The sequence below is a fragment of the Streptomyces sp. NBC_01390 genome, assembly GCF_045040105.1.
Classification (GTDB): domain Bacteria; phylum Actinomycetota; class Actinomycetes; order Streptomycetales; family Streptomycetaceae; genus Streptomyces.
The window spans coordinates 8,298,117-8,316,841 of sequence record NZ_CP109551.1 but is presented as its reverse complement, the minus strand read 5'-3'; the positions used below and the strand labels follow the sequence as shown (position 1 = coordinate 8,316,841).

General features: G+C 70.6%; 18 protein-coding genes. 7 read left to right on the top strand and 11 right to left on the bottom strand.

The window, feature by feature from the left end:
- Window positions 1–195: 195 nt before the first annotated feature.
- The 7 genes from OG241_RS37560 to OG241_RS37530 form a co-directional block, all read right to left on the bottom strand.
- Window positions 196–1,845 carry a dipeptide ABC transporter ATP-binding protein gene (locus OG241_RS37560; RefSeq protein ID WP_405821896.1) on the bottom strand — a complete coding sequence of 550 codons (1,650 nt, stop codon included), beginning with the start codon at window positions 1,843–1,845 and terminating at the stop codon, window positions 196–198.
- Window positions 1,842–2,846, bottom strand: coding sequence for an ABC transporter permease (locus tag OG241_RS37555; RefSeq protein ID WP_405821894.1), 1,005 nt, complete (start codon window positions 2,844–2,846; stop codon window positions 1,842–1,844). The genes OG241_RS37560 and OG241_RS37555 overlap by 4 nt, the downstream gene beginning before the upstream one ends.
- On the bottom strand, window positions 2,843–3,889 hold the full coding sequence (locus tag OG241_RS37550; RefSeq protein WP_405821892.1) for an ABC transporter permease: 1,047 nt from the start codon (window positions 3,887–3,889) through the stop codon (window positions 2,843–2,845). Before OG241_RS37550 ends, OG241_RS37555 begins: the two co-directional genes overlap by 4 nt.
- A gap of 7 nt (window positions 3,890–3,896) precedes the next feature.
- A complete protein-coding gene (locus OG241_RS37545; RefSeq protein ID WP_405821890.1) occupies window positions 3,897–5,621 on the bottom strand; it encodes an ABC transporter substrate-binding protein in 1,725 nt (574 codons plus the stop codon).
- 213 nt (window positions 5,622–5,834) lie between these two features.
- On the bottom strand, window positions 5,835–5,927 hold the full coding sequence (locus tag OG241_RS37540; protein WP_319092113.1) for an Ms4533A family Cys-rich leader peptide: 93 nt from the start codon (window positions 5,925–5,927) through the stop codon (window positions 5,835–5,837).
- A gap of 78 nt (window positions 5,928–6,005) precedes the next feature.
- Window positions 6,006–7,409 (bottom strand): DUF3152 domain-containing protein, encoded by a 1,404-nt coding sequence (locus tag OG241_RS37535; RefSeq protein ID WP_405821888.1) that lies wholly within the window; start codon window positions 7,407–7,409, stop codon window positions 6,006–6,008.
- An 8-nt stretch (window positions 7,410–7,417) separates the two neighbouring features.
- Window positions 7,418–8,446 carry an alpha/beta fold hydrolase gene (locus tag OG241_RS37530; protein ID WP_405821887.1) on the bottom strand — a complete coding sequence of 343 codons (1,029 nt, stop codon included), beginning with the start codon at window positions 8,444–8,446 and terminating at the stop codon, window positions 7,418–7,420.
- Window positions 8,447–8,648: 202 nt separating this feature from the next.
- On the opposite strand from OG241_RS37530, the gene OG241_RS37525 reads away from it, so the two are divergent.
- From OG241_RS37525 to OG241_RS37510, 4 genes are all read left to right on the top strand, one after another.
- Window positions 8,649–8,891, top strand: coding sequence for a hypothetical protein (locus tag OG241_RS37525; RefSeq protein ID WP_405821885.1), 243 nt, complete (start codon window positions 8,649–8,651; stop codon window positions 8,889–8,891).
- A 182-nt stretch (window positions 8,892–9,073) separates the two neighbouring features.
- On the top strand, window positions 9,074–9,715 hold the full coding sequence (locus OG241_RS37520; protein ID WP_405821884.1) for a TetR/AcrR family transcriptional regulator: 642 nt from the start codon (window positions 9,074–9,076) through the stop codon (window positions 9,713–9,715).
- 135 nt (window positions 9,716–9,850) lie between these two features.
- On the top strand, window positions 9,851–10,078 hold the full coding sequence (locus OG241_RS37515; RefSeq protein WP_164409182.1) for a DUF3107 domain-containing protein: 228 nt from the start codon (window positions 9,851–9,853) through the stop codon (window positions 10,076–10,078).
- Window positions 10,079–10,299: 221 nt separating this feature from the next.
- A complete protein-coding gene (locus tag OG241_RS37510; protein WP_405821883.1) occupies window positions 10,300–10,569 on the top strand; it encodes a hypothetical protein in 270 nt (89 codons plus the stop codon).
- Between the two features lie 64 nt (window positions 10,570–10,633).
- On the opposite strand, the gene OG241_RS37505 is transcribed toward OG241_RS37510, so the two are convergent.
- Entirely contained in the window at window positions 10,634–11,413 is a 780-nt protein-coding gene (locus OG241_RS37505) for a ferritin-like fold-containing protein (RefSeq protein WP_405821881.1), read from the bottom strand.
- Window positions 11,414–11,882: 469 nt separating this feature from the next.
- Here OG241_RS37505 and OG241_RS37500 point away from each other — a divergent pair, with 469 nt between their 5' ends.
- Complete coding sequence (locus OG241_RS37500) at window positions 11,883–14,606, top strand: DEAD/DEAH box helicase (RefSeq protein WP_405821879.1); 2,724 nt, start codon at window positions 11,883–11,885, stop codon at window positions 14,604–14,606.
- Between the two features lie 136 nt (window positions 14,607–14,742).
- The gene (locus OG241_RS37495) at window positions 14,743–15,633 is read left to right on the top strand and encodes an alpha/beta fold hydrolase (RefSeq protein WP_405821877.1); all 891 of its coding nucleotides are present in this window, start codon (window positions 14,743–14,745) and stop codon (window positions 15,631–15,633) included.
- Window positions 15,634–15,688: 55 nt separating this feature from the next.
- On the opposite strand, the gene OG241_RS37490 is transcribed toward OG241_RS37495, so the two are convergent.
- Window positions 15,689–16,588 carry an NYN domain-containing protein gene (locus tag OG241_RS37490; RefSeq protein WP_405821875.1) on the bottom strand — a complete coding sequence of 300 codons (900 nt, stop codon included), beginning with the start codon at window positions 16,586–16,588 and terminating at the stop codon, window positions 15,689–15,691.
- A gap of 221 nt (window positions 16,589–16,809) precedes the next feature.
- On the opposite strand from OG241_RS37490, the gene OG241_RS37485 reads away from it, so the two are divergent.
- Window positions 16,810–16,962, top strand: a complete 153-nt coding sequence (locus OG241_RS37485) for a hypothetical protein (RefSeq protein ID WP_006374340.1) — start codon at window positions 16,810–16,812, stop codon at window positions 16,960–16,962.
- A gap of 121 nt (window positions 16,963–17,083) precedes the next feature.
- Here OG241_RS37485 and OG241_RS37480 read toward each other — a convergent pair whose 3' ends face one another.
- Window positions 17,084–17,689 carry a MarC family protein gene (locus tag OG241_RS37480; protein ID WP_164324508.1) on the bottom strand — a complete coding sequence of 202 codons (606 nt, stop codon included), beginning with the start codon at window positions 17,687–17,689 and terminating at the stop codon, window positions 17,084–17,086.
- A gap of 169 nt (window positions 17,690–17,858) precedes the next feature.
- Window positions 17,859–18,716, bottom strand: coding sequence for a PHP domain-containing protein (locus OG241_RS37475; protein WP_405821873.1), 858 nt, complete (start codon window positions 18,714–18,716; stop codon window positions 17,859–17,861).
- Window positions 18,717–18,725: the final 9 nt, after the last annotated feature.

Below are 18,725 nucleotides of genomic sequence, written 5' to 3'. Positions count from 1 at the left end.
ATCTCCCTTGTGGGGAGCCGCCGTTGACCCGGCGGCTCGCAGCGGGACGAACGTATGCGGACATGACGGTGGTGCGACGGACGGTTGTCCGTCACACCACCAAAAGGGGTGAACGGTCGTAACTTTCCCGCGCGGATCGCGTTCCGTCGCGCTAAGAGATCATTCGCGCACCACTGGTGACGAACACCCGTATGGTCAGGCGGGCGTCAACTCCTGGCGGGCGGCGCGCCGCCGGGCAGCGATCTCCGGGTCGAGAGCGGGTACGGCGGCCAGCAGCTGCCGGGTGTACGGGTCTCTCGGATTGTCGTACACCTCGTCGGCGGGCCCCGACTCGACGATCCGGCCCCGCCGCATCACCGCGACGCGGTCGCTGACCTGGCGTACGACCGCGAGATCGTGGGCGACGAACACCAGCGCGAGGCCGAGTTCGCGCTGCAACTCGCCGAGCAGGGCGACCACCTGGGCCTGGGTCGTGACGTCGAGCGCCGAGACCGGCTCGTCGCAGACGATGACGCGCGGTTCGGCGGCCAGTGCCCGGGCGATGCCCACGCGTTGGCGTTGACCCCCGCTGAACTCGTGCGGATAGCGGTCGTAGTGCGCCGGGTCGAGCCCCACCCGCGCCAGCAGCTCCCCCACGCGCCCACGGACGCGGCTCTCGTCCTTCTCGCCGCGTGCCCGCAGCGGGTCGGCGATCGACTCGCCCACACTCCGGCGGGGATTGAGGGAGGAGACCGGGTCCTGGAACACCATCTGCACGGCCGGGCCGGCCCCGGACCGCACGCGCCCCTCGTAGCGCACCTCGCCGGCCGTCGGCTCCAGCAGCCCGACCAGCATCCGTCCGAGGGTCGTCTTGCCGCTGCCGCTCTCGCCGACGATCCCGAGGGTCTCGCCCCTGCGCACGGTCAGCGACACGTCGTCCACGGCCGCGAACGCCCGTTTCCCGCGCCCGAACTCGCGCCGCAGGCCGGCGGCCTCCAACACCACCTCGTGGGCGTCGGAGGCGTCCTGGGGGACCCGTCTCACGTCCACGCGCGGTACCGCAGCGAGCAGTTCACGCGTGTACGCCTCTGCGGGTGCCCCCAGAACGGCGGCGACCTGGCCGTGCTCGACGGCGCGCCCGTGCCGCATCACCAGCACGTCGTCGACGCTCTCCGCCGCCACCCCCACGTCGTGCGTGACGAGCAGGAGTCCCATACCGGTCTCCTCGCGCAGGGTGTGCAGCAGGTCGAGGATCTGGGCCTGGACGGTGACGTCCAGCGCGGTCGTGGGTTCGTCGGCGATCAGCAGTTCGGGCTCGCAGGCGAGCGCCATGGCGATCAGCGCGCGCTGGCGCATCCCGCCGCTGAACTCGTGCGGCCGGGACCGGACCCGCCGTACCGCGTCGGGAATTCCGACTCGGTCCAGTACGTCGACGGCACGCGCGCGTGCCGCCCGCCGGGACGCCTTCGTGTGCACCCGGTACACCTCGGCGATCTGGTCGCCCACCGCGTAGTACGGGTCGAGAGAGGACAGCGGGTCCTGGAAGACCATCGCCGCCTTCGCCCCGCGCAGCCGCCGCAGCTCGCCCTCGGAAGCCCGCTGTACGTCGGTTCCGGCGACGCGGACCGTGCCGCCGACCTCCGCTCCCGTACCGCGGTGCAGCCCCAGCAGGGCGGACGCGACCGTCGACTTGCCCGAACCGGACTCGCCGACGAGGCCGAGCGCGGCACCCTTCGCCAGCCGGAACGACAGCCCGTCCACGGCGAGCAGGGAGCCGAAGGCGACCGTCAGACCGTCGACCTCGACGAGAGCCTGGCTTTCCGCGCTCTCCACCTCGGCCTCAATTGAGGCCTTGTCCAAGCTCATACGAGCACCACCCGTCGGTCGGCCACCGCGTACAGCACATCCGCGACGGCGTTGGCGATGACCACGAAGAATCCGGTGACCAGGACCATGCCGACGACCACCGGCAGGTCGACCACCTTGACCGCGTCGACGAGCTCCTGTCCGATACCGGGCAGCCCGAAGAGCGTCTCGGTGAGCACCGCGCCGCCGAACATCGATCCGAAGTCCGTGGCGCTCAGGGCGATCAGCGGCGCCACCGCACCGCGCAGCGCGTGCCGCCCGACGATGGACCGCTCCCCGACGCCGTACGCGCGGAAGGTGCGTACGTGGTCCTCGGCGAGTGTCTCCAGCATCGACGCCCTGGTCAGCCGGGCGTACTTGGCGGATTCGATGAGGGCGAGCGACAGCCAGGGCAGCAGCAGGTTCCAGGCCCACTGTTCGGGATCGTCCCCGAAGGGCACGTACTGCGGGAACGGCAGCAGCTCCAGCTGGCCACAAACAACGATCATCAGGATCAGGCCGATGACGAAGACGGGCGTGGCCGTGCCGGCCAGCGTGAGCCCGGTCAGCAGGCGCTCGGTGAGCCGGCCGCGCCGCCAGGCCGAGAGCACTCCGGTGCCGACGCCGATGAGCAGCCACAGCACCATCGCGCCGAGCGCGAGCGAGCCGGTGACCGGCAGTTTCGCCAGGATCAGCTCGGTGACCTGCTGGTCACTCTGGTAGGAGAGGCCGAGGCAGGGCGCCGAGCAGTGCTGGACGGACGTACCGGTCGAGTAGTCCTGACCGGCGAAGACGCCCTCGAGGAAGTGCCAGTAGCGCAGGTACAGCGGGTCGTCGAGGCGCAGTTGCTCGGCGACCTGGTGCACCTGCGCCGGGGAGCAGCGCGGGCCGCAGGTGATCTGGGCGACGTTGCCGGGGGCGACGTAGAAGACGACGTAGATGATGACCGAGATGGCGAGGAGGGTGACGACCGCGCCGACGACCCGGCGTGCGACGAAGCCGCCGAAACCGGAGAGGTTCATGCGTCGGCTCCGTTCTTCGGCGCCGTGGCGTCGGCGTTCTTCTCCGCGACGACCCGGGCCTCGCGCCTGCGGCCCGTGCCGATGCGCAGGCGTGAGGCCGCGCGCGGGTCGAGGGCGGTGCGGATGCCGTCGCCGAGGACGGTGAGGGCGAGGACGGTCACGAAGAGGGCGCCCGCGGGCAGCAGCAGGTACTGCGGTGCCGCCTGGTACCAGACGTCGGCGGCGGTGATCATCTGCCCCCAGGAGGGCGTCGGCGGCTTCACACCGACGCCGAGGAAGGACAGGGCGGCCTCGACGGTGATGTTCGACGGGGCGAGGAGCGCGGCGTAGGTGATGACGGACGCGGCGAGGCCGGGCAGGAGTTCGCGGCGGGCGATCCGCCAGGAGCCCCAGCCGCTGAGCCGGGCCGCGGCCACATGGTCGAGCTGTTTGAGGGTGAGCGTCTGGGCGCGCACGATCTTCGCGATCCCGCCCCAGCCGATCAGCCCGATGACGAGGGCGACGAGAACGGGCCGCGGGAAGCTGCTGGGCACGATGGCCAGCAGGGCCAACGACATGATCATGAGCGGCAGCGCGATGATGACATCGGTGAGACGGCTCAGCAGTTGATCGACCCAGCGGCTGCCGAGGGCGGACGCGATGCCGACCACGACGCCGATCAACACCTGGACGACGGTCGCCGCGAGCGCGACGCCCAGCGAGACGCGGGCCCCGTAGACGAGACGGGCGAACAGGTCGCGCCCCGTCTGCGGTTCGACGCCGAGCCAGTGGTCGCCGCTGATCCCGCCGAGGGAACCGATCGGGACGCCCCCGCGCGCGGAGTCGACAAGGGCGGGGTGGTAGGTGGTCGGGTCCTGGCCGGCGATCGCCGTGAGCAGCGGCGCGGCGAGCGCGACCAGGACGAGCAGCGCGACGACGGCCGCCGCGACGAGGGCGGCGCGCTGCGCCCGCAGCCGCCGCCAGAACTGATGGGCCCCGGAGGCCGCCGGGACGGGTGTCGTACCCGTCCCGGCGGCCTGGGAGGCGAGAAGGACCTCGCTCACGGTGTCGTCACTTCACCGAGACCTGGGAGATGTCCAGGACACCCGTCCAGTCGCTGATGACGATGTTCTTGACGTCCTTGCCGTACAGCCGCTTGTAGACGGGGTGGAACAGCGGCACGGTGAGGGCCTGCTCGCCGATCTTCTCGTCCAGCGCACCCCACCTCTTGGCGGCGGCGTCAAGGTCGGTCAACTTGTTGATCGCGTCGATCTCGGCGTTGACCGACTTGTCATTGAGGAAGCCGGTGTTGAAGTTCGCGCCGTCCTTGACGATCTGCCGGCCGTCGAAGATCGGGGCGAGGAAGGGGCCGCCGGAGGGCCAGTCGGCGCCCCAGTGGGCGAGGAAGAACCCGGGCTCCTTGTTCACGTCGTGGATCGTGTCGGAGTAGTCGTTGTCCTCCAGCCCGTCCAGCTTCACCGTGATGCCGGCCTTCTTGAGCGCGTCCTGGACGGCGGTCGCGATCTCCGGGCTGGTCTCGAAGTCCTTGGCGTTGGAGTGGGTCAGGGTGACGGTCAGCCCGTTCGGGTAACCGGCCTCCTTCAGCACCTCCTTGGCCTTCGCCGGGTCCCCGGAGGCACCCGCCGGGAAGTGGTCGTACGGCGTGTACCCGAAGGACTTCTGGTTCGGCAGATAGGTGGTGGCGGGCTCGGCGAGCGACGAGCCGCCGGCCGCGTTGATGACGCTCGTGCGGTCGACGGCGTACGAGATCGCCTCCCGCACCTTGATGTTGTCGAACGGCTTGATCTTCGGGTTGAACGCTATGTAGTTGATGTAACCGAAGTGCCCGGTGCCGACGCGCGCGGCCAGTTCCTTGTCGCCGGAGACCTTGGCGAGCTCGGCCGGGCCCAGGTTGGTGTCCGTGGTGACGGACGCGGCGTCCGCCCCTTGGGACGCCGACAGCCGCTGGTTGATCACCGACGAGTCGAGCCCGGACCGTACGTCGATCTTGTCCGGGTACGCCTTGCGCTCCGCGTCCGTGGCCGCCGACCAGTAGGTGTTGCGCTCCAGGATCAGCCGCTCGCCGTCGCCCTCGTTGCTGACGACCTTGTACGGGCCCGAGGAGATCGGGTGCTCCTCGTACTTCGTGCCGGTGTCCTTGGCCTTCGGGACCGGCGTGAACTGCGTCTGCGTGGCCAGGTAGGGGAACTCGCCCTCGGGCTTGTTGAGGTGGAAAACGATCGTGCGGGCGTCCGGCGTCCCGATCGCGTCGAGTCCCTTGCCCTTGTCCCTGTAGGGCCCCTGGTAGTCGGCGGCGCCGATCAGCCAGTCCCTCAGGTAGGGCGCGCCGCCGGAGAGTTCGGGGGCGAAGGAGCGCTCGATGCCGTATTTGATGTCGGCGCTGGTGATCGGCGTGCCGTCCTCGTACTTGAGCCCTTCCTTCAGGGTGTACGTCCACACGGTCGCGTTCTCGCTCGGGCGCCCGGTGTCGGTGGCCAGGTCGGGGACGACCTTCGCGCCGGCCGCCCCGCTCTCGCGGTTGCGGGTGGTGAGCGTGCGGAAGACGAGCGAGGGGACGTTGCCGCCGCCGGAGGTGTACAGCCGGGCGGGGTCGAAGTCGTCCTGCGGATTGGAGTTGAGGACGGTGAGCGTGCCGCCCTTCTGCGGCTTGGAGTCGCCGCTGCCCGCGCCCTTGGCATCGTTGTCCTTCGGGCCGCACGCGGCGGCGCCCGCGGCCAGGACCAGGCTGACGGACACCGCTGCCACGCGGCGCGATCTGACGGACGGTTGGCGCATCGGAAGACGACCTCTCGGATGAATATGTCGACGGACCCGTCGACACGTCTCAATTAATGAGACGCAATGACGAGGAATGAGACGGAGAAGGACAGGCATCCGCCCGGGCGTCGACTCGTGAGAGGTGAGAGCTCATGCAACTCGCGACGCGCACGCCGGGCCACCGGGCAGCGGGAACTGCCGGTCAGGAAGCCGAAGAAGCGAAGGCGGGCGTCAGCGACAGAGAATGTCGGCCACGCAGAGAGCGGTCACGCCGATCAGCGCCAGCTCGATGGCGGCGCGCTCGACAACATGACTAGACCACATGCGCAAAAATATGAACGATGTTTCCACCGGTGTCAACGTGGCCCGGAGCGCACCACCGCGTTCCGGCCGTCCCACCCGTCAACTCCCCGGGTACGGCCAGGGATTGGCTCTGCAGTGGATCCCGTCGTGGTTGAGGAACTTGGTCTGCTGCTGCATGACCGGGGCCAGGTCGCCGTCCTTGTCACAGGTCACATGCCCGTAGCCGAGGCGATGACCGACCTCGTGGTTGATCAGCATCTGCCGGTACGGGTAGATCTTGTCGCCGTAGGTCACGGACCCCTGCGCCCACCGGTAGGCGTTGATCATCACGCGGTCGGTGGCGGCCGAGTCGCAGGACACGTTGTCCTCGGTGGTGTCGAGACCGGACTTCGCGCACCAGAAGGCGGTGGTTCCCGGGCTCGCCAGGGTGATCACGAAGTCGGGCTTGCCGGAGGAGATCCGCTCGAACGTACGGCCGCCGTTGTGGGCCCAGCTCCGCTTGTCGTTGAGCGTCTTCTGCACGGCCTGCGCGAACAGTTCCCCGTCGAGCCCGAGCCCCTGTTCGACGTCCACTCGGTACGTGTACTTCTGCCCCGTCCCCGGCGCCTTGGCGAAGCCGCGGATCGCGTCGAACTTCCCCGAGCCCTTGAGGGCCGCGCCGAGCGCGTACTTCTTGGCCATCTTCTGGTCGTACGTGAGTGCCGCCTCCACGGCCGGCGCGTCGGACGCGGCGGGGCGGCCGTCGCTACGCGCCGCGGAGTCCCCGGAGCCCTGGACGTCCTGGCCCGAGCCGATCGCGGTCTGGGTCCGCACGCCCCCGTCGTCGTCCTGGCCCTGGGTGACCTGCCCGGCCACGACGACCGCCAGCACCGTGGTGACGGCGGCAGCCGCGATCCCGGTGAACGCCCGCCCCTTGCCGCTCCTGCCCTTGTCCGCCACCTCGGCGGGCGGGGTGGGCGTGTCGGCCGGGTGCGGTGTCCGGGCGCGGGGCGCGAAGGCGTCGCCACCCGCGACGGAGCCGCCTGATGTGCCGACTTCCGCGAAGGCGTCGACGTACGCCTGCCGGGGGCCGGAACCGTTCGCGGGCGCGGGCGCCGGACGCTGACGCGGTATGGCTGGGCCGACCCCTGCCCGGGTACCGAACTCGCCCCAGCCGCCGCCGGATTCACGCTGCTCGGGATGTCCGCCCTCCCGCACCCGGGGAAAGCCGTGAGCGGGGGTTCCGTCCGAGGGACGCGGCATCCCGCGCGCGGCGGCGCCGTCGGGAAGGCGTGGAAAGCCATGAGCGGGAGTGCCGTCAGGAACAGGGAAACGGGGCATCCCATGAGCGGGCGTACCGTCGGCGAACCGCGGCGCCCCTTGCCCCGGTCGCCCCTGGCCCTGCCCCTGTTGAGGTTTCCGACCCTGCTGGTCCTGTCGACCCTGTTGACCCACGGGGGTGTTCGCCGTGTCGCCCGTACTCGCGCTGCCGCCTGTTCGCCCGCGGCGGCTGTGACGTCCCACCTCGCGTCTCAGCTCCCCGCATTCGCGGCGTCGACCCGGCTGCCGACCGTCCTCGCTGCCACAGTACCGGCATCCGCCGGCAACTCACCTGCATCACCGAGCAGTTCGCGGAACGCCGAGGCCACTGTCTCCGGATACTCCATCATCGCCACATGTCCGGCGTCCGGCAGCGAGAGCAGCCGCGAGTCACGGAACGCGCGCGCCGCGCGCTGGGCCATGCGGTAGGAGACGAGCTGGTCCCGGCCGCCGTAGATGAGAAGCGTCGGGGCGAGCACGCGCTCGGCCTGACGCCACAGCCCGTGCTGACCGCCCAGCGTGTACGCGTTCACGACCCCGCGCGCGGAACGCGTCATCGCATCCCAGAAGTACGGCAGTTGGAGCCGCCTTTCCATCTCTTCGACCGCGTTGCGGAATCCCTCGGGCGTCACCTGCCCAGGGTCCCCGTAACAGAGCGCCGTGACCCCGCGGACGCGCTGTTCGGCGCTCCACTGCTTTGTCATACGGGTGAACAGACCGGCCACACCGGGCAGGGCGAGCAGTGCTGTCGGAACCGCGGTGCGCTGCACGCGGATCTCCGGCAGCGCGGGCGAGACCAGGGTGAGCGTCCTCACGAGGTCGGGCCGCACCGCCGCGACACGGGTGGACACCGCGCCGCCCAGCGAGTTGCCGAAGAGGTGCACGGGACCACGCCCGGAAGCGTCGAGGTAGCGGATGACGGCACGCGCGTGCCCGGTGACCGAGTAGTCGCCGTCGTCCGGCGGCGGGGAGTCGCCGAAGCCCGGCAGGTCGAGCGCCTCGCTGTCGACGAGCTCGTCGTTCAGCGGCATCAGCGCCGACCAGTTCTGCGAGGAACCGCCCAGGCCGTGGACGTACAGCGCGGGCGGCAGTCCCTCGCGCGCGGGGGGCCGCGAACGCACGGTCAGGGTGATCCCCGGCAGACCGACCGAGCGCAGCCGCTCGCCCTCCGCGACCCTGACGGGCGCCACCTTCGGGAGCACATTGGTGGCCGGCACGTACGGCAGCTCGGTCGAAGACATGCGGCAATGTTACGAGACGATCACGCAGTGGCTCGTGTGTTCGGCATCACAGGGCCGGTGCGCCGGTCTCCCACGGCCCGAACACCTGACCTTCTGTCCTGACCTTCTGTCCGTCCGACCACCTGGCGTCCCGATCCCGAGTCTCCTAGGCTCGTAATTGGGCACCCGCAGGAAAACCGTATCCCCGGGAAGGGAGCCCGCCATGGCCGTCGACCCCACTGACCCCGAGACCTTCGAAAAGAAGGACCACGAGGACTACGAGGGCGAGGACAACGCCACAGAGTTCGACGTCGAAGCCCCCGCGGACGACGCCGTCGAGCAGCGCACGGACGTCACCCCGCAGCACGACGCCCCACTGACCGGCGAGAACACCGACCGCGCCAATGAGGCCGACCTCGCGGAACAGGCCCGAGTCGTGAAACTCGACGAGGACGACTACCGCTAGCCGCCACAAAACCCCGTACCTCGCACACCCCACACCGGATTTATTGCTATTTGAGCAAATAGACCGGAACATACAGTCGCTCGGTCGAGGAATTTCTGCGCTCGTACCGCGCACAGCAGGGTTACCGAAAAGTACGATGGCGGCGCGGCGCTCACCGCATGTGGACGAAATTGGGAGGCGGCGTGACAGCCATCGAGCAAACTGAGGCGGCACGCCCGCGGGGCACGCGGTTGCCGCGTCGCGCCCGACGGAACCAGCTGCTGGGCGCCGCCCAGGAAGTGTTCGTGGCGCAGGGCTACCACTCCGCCGCGATGGACGACATCGCCGAGCGGGCCGGGGTCAGCAAGCCGGTGCTCTACCAGCACTTCCCCGGCAAGCTCGACCTCTACCTCGCTCTGCTCGACCAGCACTGCGAAGCACTGATCGAGTCGGTCCGCGCGGCCCTGGCCTCGACCTCCGACAACAAGCAGCGCGTCCGGGCGACGATGGACGCGTACTTCGCGTATGTGGAGGACGACGGCGGCGCCTTCCGCCTGGTCTTCGAGTCCGACCTGACGAACGAGCCCGCGGTGCGCGAGCGGGTCGACAAGGTCACGTTCGAGTGCGCGGAGGCGATCTCCGAGGTCATCGCCGAGGACACCGGCCTCTCGCCCTCGGAATCGATGCTGCTGGCCTCCGGCCTGGGCGGACTCTCCCAGGTGGTGGCGCGGTCCTGGCTGCACAGCGACCGCAGTGTTCCGCGCGATCAGGCGGTCCAGCTGCTGGCCTCACTGGCGTGGCGCGGGATCGCGGGCTTCCCGCTGCACGGCACCGAGCACCACTGACCGCCGGTTTGTTCCCGCCTGATGTTCGCTCCTGGCGTTCCCGGGCGGAACATGTACGTCCCCTCACCGGGCTAATGTGTGCTGGGTACGGCGCGGACGCCCGCGCACTTCACTGACCGTCGGAGGGACATAGCCGTGGAGGTCAAGATCGGCGTGCAGCACGCGCCCCGCGAGATCGTTCTGGAGAGCGGTCAGAGCGCTGAGGAGGTCGAGCGTGCGGTGTCCGAGGCGCTGGCCGGCAAGTCGGCGCTTCTGAGCCTCGTGGACGACCACGGCCGGAAGGTCCTGGTACCGGCCGACCGTCTCGCGTACGTCGAGCTGGGTGAGCCGACGGTCCGCAAGGTGGGCTTCAGCGCGCTGTAGGACACAGCAGGACTCAGCAGGACACATATCGACAGGTATGCGGGTGGGGCCCGGCGGTGTCGAACCGCCGGGCCCCAGCCATGTCCGCGGCCGGTCCTACCCGTGGTCCTGATTCACAGGTTGACCACACGTCACCCCTACAAATGGGTTGCCCGGCGCAGGTCACGGGTATGACGGGCTGAGAACGTCACGCGCAGACAGGCTGTGGGAGGGACCCCGACATGTTCTTGGAAGCACTCGGCTCCGCGATCCTCGGCCTCGCCCTGGCATGGGCGGCGGCCCACCGACTGTCCGACCGCCTCCCGGCACGCCACGTGGTCCTGTCCACCGGCGTGGCCGGAGCCCTTGTCGGCGCATTCCTCATGCACAGCGCGCTGAGCGCCGGCCACTTCGTGCTGATCCTGGTGGGCGCGGCAGCCTTCTCGGCCGCCTCCGTCTCGCTCCTGCTGCGCCCCAAGGCGAGACTCCGCCGATCATCGGCAACGGCGTAGCCGTCGCCGACAGGGGCGCGGGGAACTGCGCGACCAGCCACAGCGGACCCGCAGACAAAGACGACTACGCCGCCAAGCCCAGCGCAGCCATCCGCTTCGTGTGCGCCTCGGTGATCCGGGAGAACATCCGGCCGACCTCCGCGAGGTCGAACCCGTCCGCGACGCCGCCGACGAGCATCGTGGACAGCGCGTCCCGCTCGGCCACGACGCGCTGCGACTGTGACAGCGCCTCGCCCATCAGCCGCCGTGCCCACAGCGCCAGCCGCCCGCCCACGCGCGGGTCCGCGTCGATCGCGCCGCGCACCTTCTCCACGGCGAAGCTCGCGTGCCCGGTGTCGTCGAGGACCCTGAGCACCAGTTGCCGGGTGTCCGAGTCGAGGCGGGCCGCGACCTCGCGGTAGAAGTCACTGGCGATCGAGTCACCGACGTACGCCTTGACGAGGCCTTCCAGCCAGTCGGAGGGCGCCGTCTGCTTGTGGAAGCCGTCGAGGGCGGCGACGAACGGCTGCATCGCCTGCGTCGCGTCGGCGCCGACCTCCGTGAGCCGGTTCCTGATCTGTTCGAAGTGGTGGAACTCCGCCGACGCCATCTTGGCCAGTTCCGACTTGTCGACGAGTGTCGGCGCCAGCTTGGCGTCCTCGGCGAGCCGTTCGAACGCGGCCAGTTCGCCGTACGCGAGCGCGCCGAGCAGGTCCACGACCGCGGCACGGTACTGCGGGTCGACGGCCGCCTGATCCCAGTCCTGGGCGGCGATTCCGGTGGGTGCGGGCGCTGTGTCGGCCGCGGGTTCTGCGGGGGTTTCGGGCGTACCGGAGGCGTTGCCAGGCGTCGTCATGAAGCGCACAATAGCCCGCTGGCCGCAAGGAGTAAGCCCCTGCTCAGTCAGTGTGACGACCACTACGTGACCGAATCGGCCATCGCATGTGCGCGATTCCGGGGTATGGTGGTAATGCGCCCGCTGAGTTGACAGACGTATCTCGACGGGCCGAACGAATGAGGATGCCCGGTCGGTGGCCCGATCGGCTCCGACCCGACAGCTCTCCTCGTCCGTACGGCACTATGCGTACGGAATCCGGAGAGACCCTCAGCGGTACGAGCGCTCGAGCGTCGGCAGTGGTCCTGTGCCACTCGGCCCGCCCGTAGGCGGCCGAAGTTCCCGGCACGGTCCCGACACGACCCCCGCGCTCGCCTCGCACCGCGTACACAGAAGAGGCATTGCCCTGACTACGACTTTCCGGGATCTCGGAATTCTTCCCGAGACCGCCGAGGCGCTCGAAGCCGTCGGCATCATCACCCCCTTTCCCATCCAGGAGATGACACTCCCCGTCGCCCTCACCGGCACGGACGTCATCGGCCAGGCCAAGACCGGTACCGGCAAGACGCTCGGCTTCGGCCTCCCGCTCCTTGAGCGTGTGACCGTCCCCGCCGACGTCGAGGCCGGCCGCGCCAAGCCCGAGCAGCTCACCGAGGCCCCGCAGGCCCTCGTCGTCGTCCCGACGCGCGAGCTGTGCCAGCAGGTGACGAACGACCTGCTGACGGCCGGCAAGGTCCGTAACGTGCGCGTTCTCGCCATCTACGGCGGCCGGGCGTACGAGCCTCAGGTCGAGGCCCTCAAGAAGGGCGTCGACGTCGTCGTCGGCACCCCCGGGCGCCTTCTCGACCTGGCAGGCCAGAAGAAGCTGGACCTGAGCCACGTCCGCGCGCTCGTCCTCGACGAGGCCGACGAGATGCTCGACCTGGGCTTCCTGCCCGACGTCGAGAAGATCATGAACATGCTGCCGGCCCGCCGCCAGACGATGCTGTTCTCGGCGACCATGCCGGGCGCGGTCATCGGTCTCGCGCGCCGCTACATGTCGCAGCCCACGCACATCCGCGCCGCGGCGCCGGACGACGAGGGCAAGACGGTCGCGAACACCGCGCAGTACGTCTACCGCGCGCACAACATGGACAAGCCCGAGCTGGTGGCGCGGATACTGCAGGCCGACGGCCGGGGACTGGCCATGGTCTTCTGTCGTACGAAACGTACGGCGGCCGATCTCGCCGACCAGCTCGCGCAGCGCGGCTTCGCCTCCGGCGCCGTCCACGGCGACCTCGGCCAGGGCGCCCGCGAGCAGGCGCTGCGCGCCTTCCGCAACGGCAAGGTCGACGTCCTCGTCTGCACGGACGTGGCCGCGCGCGGTATCGACGTCGAGGGCGTCACGCACGTCATCAACTACCAGTCTCCCGAAGAGGAGAAGACGTACCTGCACCGCATCGGCCGTACGGGCCGCGCGGGTGCCAAGGGCATCGCGATCACGCTGGTCGACTGGGACGACATCCCGCGCTGGCAGCTGATCAACAAGGCGCTGGAGCTGAACTTCAACGACCCGCCGGAGACGTACTCCACCTCTCCGCACCTGTTCGAGGAACTGAGCATCCCGGCCGGCACCAAGGGTGTCCTGCCGCGCTCGGAGCGCACGCGTGCGGGCCTGGGCGCCGAGGAGCTCGAAGACCTCGGTGAGACGGGCGGACGCGGCGGCCCGCGCGGTCGCGGTGGCCGCTCCGGCCACTCCTCCGGCCCGGCGGTCGCCGCCGCGCCGTCGGCGGAGCGCGAGCGCCCGGCTCGTACGCCGCGCAGTCGCCGCCGTACCCGTGGCGGTGCCGCCTCGGACGCGCCGACGACTCCGACCGCGTCGGCCGCTCCGGTCACCTCGGCAGGCGACGCGCTCGCTCCGTCCGAGCAGCCCACCGAGCGCCGTACGCCGCGCCGCCGTCGCCGTACACGCGGCGCTGCCGCGGAGTCGGTGCCGTCCCCCACGACGACGTTCGTCGAGCCGTCGGCCGAGGCCGCCGTCGCGACGGCCGAGGGCACCGCCCCGGCCACTGAGCAGCCGCGCCGTCGCCGCACCCGCAGGACGGCGGAGCTCGCGCCGACGACCCCGGTCGAGGCCACGCCCGTCGTGACCCCGGTCGTCCCCGAGGCGGAAACGCCGGAGGAGCAGCCGCGCCGTCGCCGTACCCGCAAGGCGGCGGAGCCGGTCGTCGGCGCCACCGAGGTCGAGGTCGTCACTGAGACCAAGGCGCGCCGCGCCCCTCGCAAGACCGCTGCCGCGACGGCACCGGCCGCCGAGGCAGCCGTGGACACCGCGGAAGGTGTCGAGGCAAAGCCGCGCCGGACGGCCACCCGTAAGGCGACCGCCACCGCACCGGCCGCCGTCGACACCGCCGAGACGGTCGAGACGGTCGAGGCCAAGCCCCGCCGCCGCACGGCACGCAAGACCGCCGAGCCCGTCGCGGCCGTGGTCGAGGCCACCCCGGTGACTCCGGAGCCCGAGGCCGCGAAGCCCCGCCGGACGCGCAAGGCCGTGGCAGCGACCGCACCGGCCGCCGAGGCAGCCCTCGACAGCGTGGAGGCGGCGGAGGCGAAGCCGCGTCGGCGTACGGCCCGCAAGGCCGCCGAACCGGCGGTCGTGGCGGAGACGGTCGACATCCCGGCCCAGCCCACCTCGGCCGAGACCCCCGAGCCGAAGCGTCGTACGACGCGGAAGGCGACGGCACCGGCCGCCGAGGCAGCCGTGGACACCGCCGAAGGCGTCGAGGCCAAGCCCCGTCGCCGCACGGCACGCAAGACCGCCGAGGCCCCCGCCGTCGCGGAGCCGGACGTCACGGAGCCGAAGCGCCGTACGGCCCGCAAGGCGACGACGACGGCCGCGGAGGCCGCTGTCGACACCGCCGAGGCGACCGAGGCCAAGCCGCGCCGGACGACCGCCCGCAAGGCGACCGCCCCGGCCGCCGAAGCCGCCGTCGACACCGCCGAGACGGTCGAGGCCAAGCCCCGCCGCCGCACGGCACGCAAGGCCGTCGAGGTCGTCGCGGACATCCCCGCCCAGGTGGCCGACGACGCCGGGGCCAAGCCGCGCCGCCGGGCCCGTAAGGCCGCCGAACCGGCGGTCGTGGTGGAGACGGCCCCGGAGGCCACCGAGGCGCCGAAGCCCAGGCGCCGCGCCACCCGCAAGGCCACGGTCAGCGCACCGACCACGGACACCGTGGAGGCCTGACCCCCGAGGGCCCCGGCCCTCCGCAGTACCGGCGACACCCCGACGGCCCGGCCCACCCCACCAGGTGGCCGGGCCGTCGGGGTTCTCGGCCCGAGCCGCCGCCCTCCCCCTCAGGTACGCCGGATAACCTCGGCACATGAGCAGGCCTTCGACCTTCGCCCCGCCCCCCGGCGCCCGCGCGTACGCCCTGCGTACCGCGCGTGGTGAGTTCGCCGTCGTCGATGCCTCCGTGGCGGCCGGTGTCGAGCCGAGGGGGACCGTTCTGCTGCTGCCCGGGTTCACCGGCAGCAAGGAGGACTTCATCTCGATGCACGAGCCGCTGGCCGCGCGCGGGTACCGTACCGTCGCCGTGGACGGGCGCGGCCAGTTCGAGTCACCCGGCCCCCGGGACGACGAATCGGCTTACGCCCAGGCCGAGTTGGCGCAGGACGTGCTCGCCCAGGCGGCGGCCGTGGGCACCCCCGTGCACCTGGTCGGGCACTCGCTCGGCGGGCAGATCGCCCGGGCCGCACTCCTCCTGGACCACTCCCCGTTCGTCTCGCTGACCCTCATCTCCTCGGGCCCCGCCGAGATCTCCGAGGCCCAGCAGCAGCGCGCGAAACTGCTGCGGGACGCGCTCGCCGTGATGAGCTTGGCCCAGGTCTGGGAGGCCATCCAGGCCATGGACGACGCGCAGGCCGGCGGCGGCGACCTCGACTCGGTGGACGCCCTGGACGCCGGGCTCGACGACCGCGAGGACCTGCGGCGCCGCTGGATGGGCAACAGTCCGGCCCAACTCATCGCCACGGGACGCCAGTTGTGCACCGAGCCGGACCGGGTGGCGGAACTCGCCGCCGTACCGCTGCCCTTCCACGTGCTGTCCGGCTCGGAGGACGGCACATGGGCAGTCCCGCTCTTCGACGACATGGCCGTACGACTGCGGGCGCACCGGACCGTCATCGCGGGAGCCGAACACTCCCCCAACACGGACCGCCCCCTGGAGACCGCCCGCGCCCTGGCCGACTTCTGGGACGGCGTCGAGCGGTAGACAGTGGAGCGGTAAACAGCAGTCGGTCAAACCACCGGAATGGCCGAGTACAGGCCTAGTACTGCGTCTGCAGGTGCTCCCAGAAGCCGTCCCGCAGCGCCCGTCTCAGCTCGGACTGGCCCCGCAGCGAGTACTGGAGCAGTCCCTCCGCCTCGACCAGCAGATCCTGGTCGACGGACCCGGGCAGATACGGATGCCCGGGCAGCAGCTCGACCAGTGCCTCGCGCCCCCGCGCCGCCAGCCACTTCGCCGCGATCTGCGCGCCCACGAACCGCACGTCCTCGCGCGTGGGCCGCGCTCCACCCGACCCCTCGTAGGACGCGGCGGTGCGCCGGGCGACGTACGGCTTGAAGAAGTCGAGGTCGAACGTGCGCTGACTGTCGACCTCCCACAGCAGCGGCTCGGCCTGGTTGCGGCCGTCGGGCGCCTCGATGCCCCACAGGTGGACGCGCGCCCCGTACCCCTGCGCCGCCTCGACCGCCGACACCAGGTCCTCGTCGCCGCCGATGAGCGCGGCGTCGTTGATCGCGCGGTGCCGGGCCAGGGACTCCAGGTCGGTACGGATCAGCGAGTCGACGCCCTTCTGCTGGTTGTTCGCGTTGAGGTTGCCCAGGCGAACCTTCACATCGGGGAGTTCCGCGATGGACTGCTGCTCGATGGTGTGGATGCGGCGCCGGGCGCCGTCGTACCAGTAGACCCGCAGCAGCCGGCTGTCCGCGAAGATCGTGCGAGCCTTGTCGATGAGCGCCTCGATGAGACCCTCCGCGTCCAGCTCGTAGGAGCGGCGGTCCTCGGTCCCGGCGACGAGCCGTCCCGCCGCCGCGTACAGATAGCCCGCGTCGACGAAGATCGCATGGGTCGAGGGCGTCTTCGCCACCTCGGTGAGCATGCGGTGAAGCAGCTCGTTCGTACGGTCGATGCGGGCGCTCAGCTCCGCGTGGTCGTCGTTGTTCATATACCTCCATTGTCTCGGCGGTCACGCTTCGAACACAACTGGTCCCGGTCAGTCTCCTGAAGCCGTTCAGTGCGGGGTTTTAACCTGTCGGTAGCCAGTCGGTAGTTAGACGGGCGAAAAATTTCCTTAGCGTAGGGAATGTTCGTAACACGCGGACAGTTGACTAGGTACGTAACCAAGTAGTTCTCCTCAGGAGGATGACCAGACGAAGGGAGAAGCCCATGCGCTTCGAAATCATGCGTCTCGACGACGTCGACGGAACCCCCGTGGACAGTACGGTCGTGGACGCCGCCTCCGTCAACCGGATCGTGCAGCAAGCAGCCTCGATAGGGCAGCGCCTCTGGATCCGCCCGGCCGACACCTCGGCCTCATAACGCGCGGACGACGCTCGCCCACAAAGACGAGCAGACTTCAGAACCCCCGTACGGCACCGATGCCGTGCGGGGGTTCTGCGTTGCCGTGCGGGCCCTGCGCAGGGCCCCTGAGTGACAGCCGTCAGCTCTGCTGGATCACCTGGGTGACGCCGTTGATGATCTGCTGCACGGCGATCGCCGACAGCATCATCCCCGCGAGCCGGGTCACCAGGACCACGCCCCCGTCCTTGATGACCCGGATGATCAGCAGCGAGTACCTCATGACCACCCACAGCACGACATGGACGGCCAGGATCGCCGCCCACACCGACACCTGCATGGCCACGCCGTCCGCCTTCTGCACGGCCAGGATGACCGACACGATCGCGCCGGGCCCGGCGAGCAGGGGCATGCCGAGCGGTACGAGGGCGACGTTCACGTCCTTGGTCTGCTTGGGCTCGTCCGTCTTGCCGGTGAGCAGGTCGAGGGCGATCAGCAGGAGCAGCAGTCCCCCGGCGATCATCAGGGCGGGCACGGAGACGTGCAGATAGTCCAGGATCTGGTGCCCGAGCAGCCCGAACACGGTGATCACACCGCCGGCCACACAGACGGCCTGGAAGGCCATCCGCTTCTGCACGCGGGCGGGCCGGCCGGCGGTGAGCGCGAGGAAGATCGGGGTGATCCCGGGGGGATCCATGATCACGAAGAGGGTGAGAAAGAGCGAGCCGAAGACAGCGACGTCGAACATGGGTGAGCGAGCCTTGCGTAGAGGGAGACGCGGGGAGGGGGAACAGGGGGAAGGGAGGGGTTACCGAGGGCCGAGGGCTCAGCGCCATGGGTCGAGGGCCGAGGACTCAGAGCCGAGAGCCGTGGGCCGAGGGCTCAGCGCCATGGGTCGAGGGCCGTGAGCCGAGGGCTCAGGCTCCGCCGGTTCCCGGCACCGGGAACGCCCCGGTGGCCCGCCGTGTGATCTCCCCGTACACCTCGGGATCCGTCGCGTACTCCCCGAGGACGCAGGTCTTGCGGCTGCCGTGGTAGTCGGACGAGCCGGTACCCAGCAGTCCCAGTTCCGCCGCGAGGCCGCGCAGTCGCGCCCGGGTCTCCGGTTCGTGGTCCATGTGGTCGACCTCGATGCCGTCGAGCCCGGCGGCGGCCAGCTCCGCGATCGCGGACTCCGGGACCGTCAGCCCCCGCTTGCTCGCGGCCGGGTGCGCGAACACGGCCACCCCGCCGGCCCCCTTGATCAGCCGCAGCGCCTCGAAGGGGTCGGTCTCGTGCTTCGGTACGTAGGCCCGGGCGCCGTCGGCCAGCCAGTCCCCGGTGAATGCGTCGTTCACGGTCGGTACGACGCCCAGCTCGACCAGCGCGGTCGCGACATGGGGCCGGCCCACGGATCCGTCACCGGCGATCCGCGCGACCTGCTCCCACGTGATGGGCACGCCCAGCTCACGGAGCTTGGCCACCATCCCCTGGGCCCGCGGCACCCGGTCGTCGCGCACCAGCTCACGCTCGGCGAGCAGCGCGGGCTCCTCGGGGTCGAACAGGTAGGCCAACATGTGCATGCTGACCCCGTCGAGCCTGCAGGACAGCTCGGCCCCGGTGACCAGCGTGAGCCCGGCGGGCAACGCGGCGATCGCCTCGGCGTATCCCCGGGTCGTGTCGTGATCGGTCAGCGCGACGACGTCGAGGCCGGCCGCAGCGGCGTTGCGCACCAGCTCGGCGGGCGTGTCCGTACCGTCGGAGGCGGTGGAGTGGCAGTGCAGATCGATGCGCACGGTGCGGAC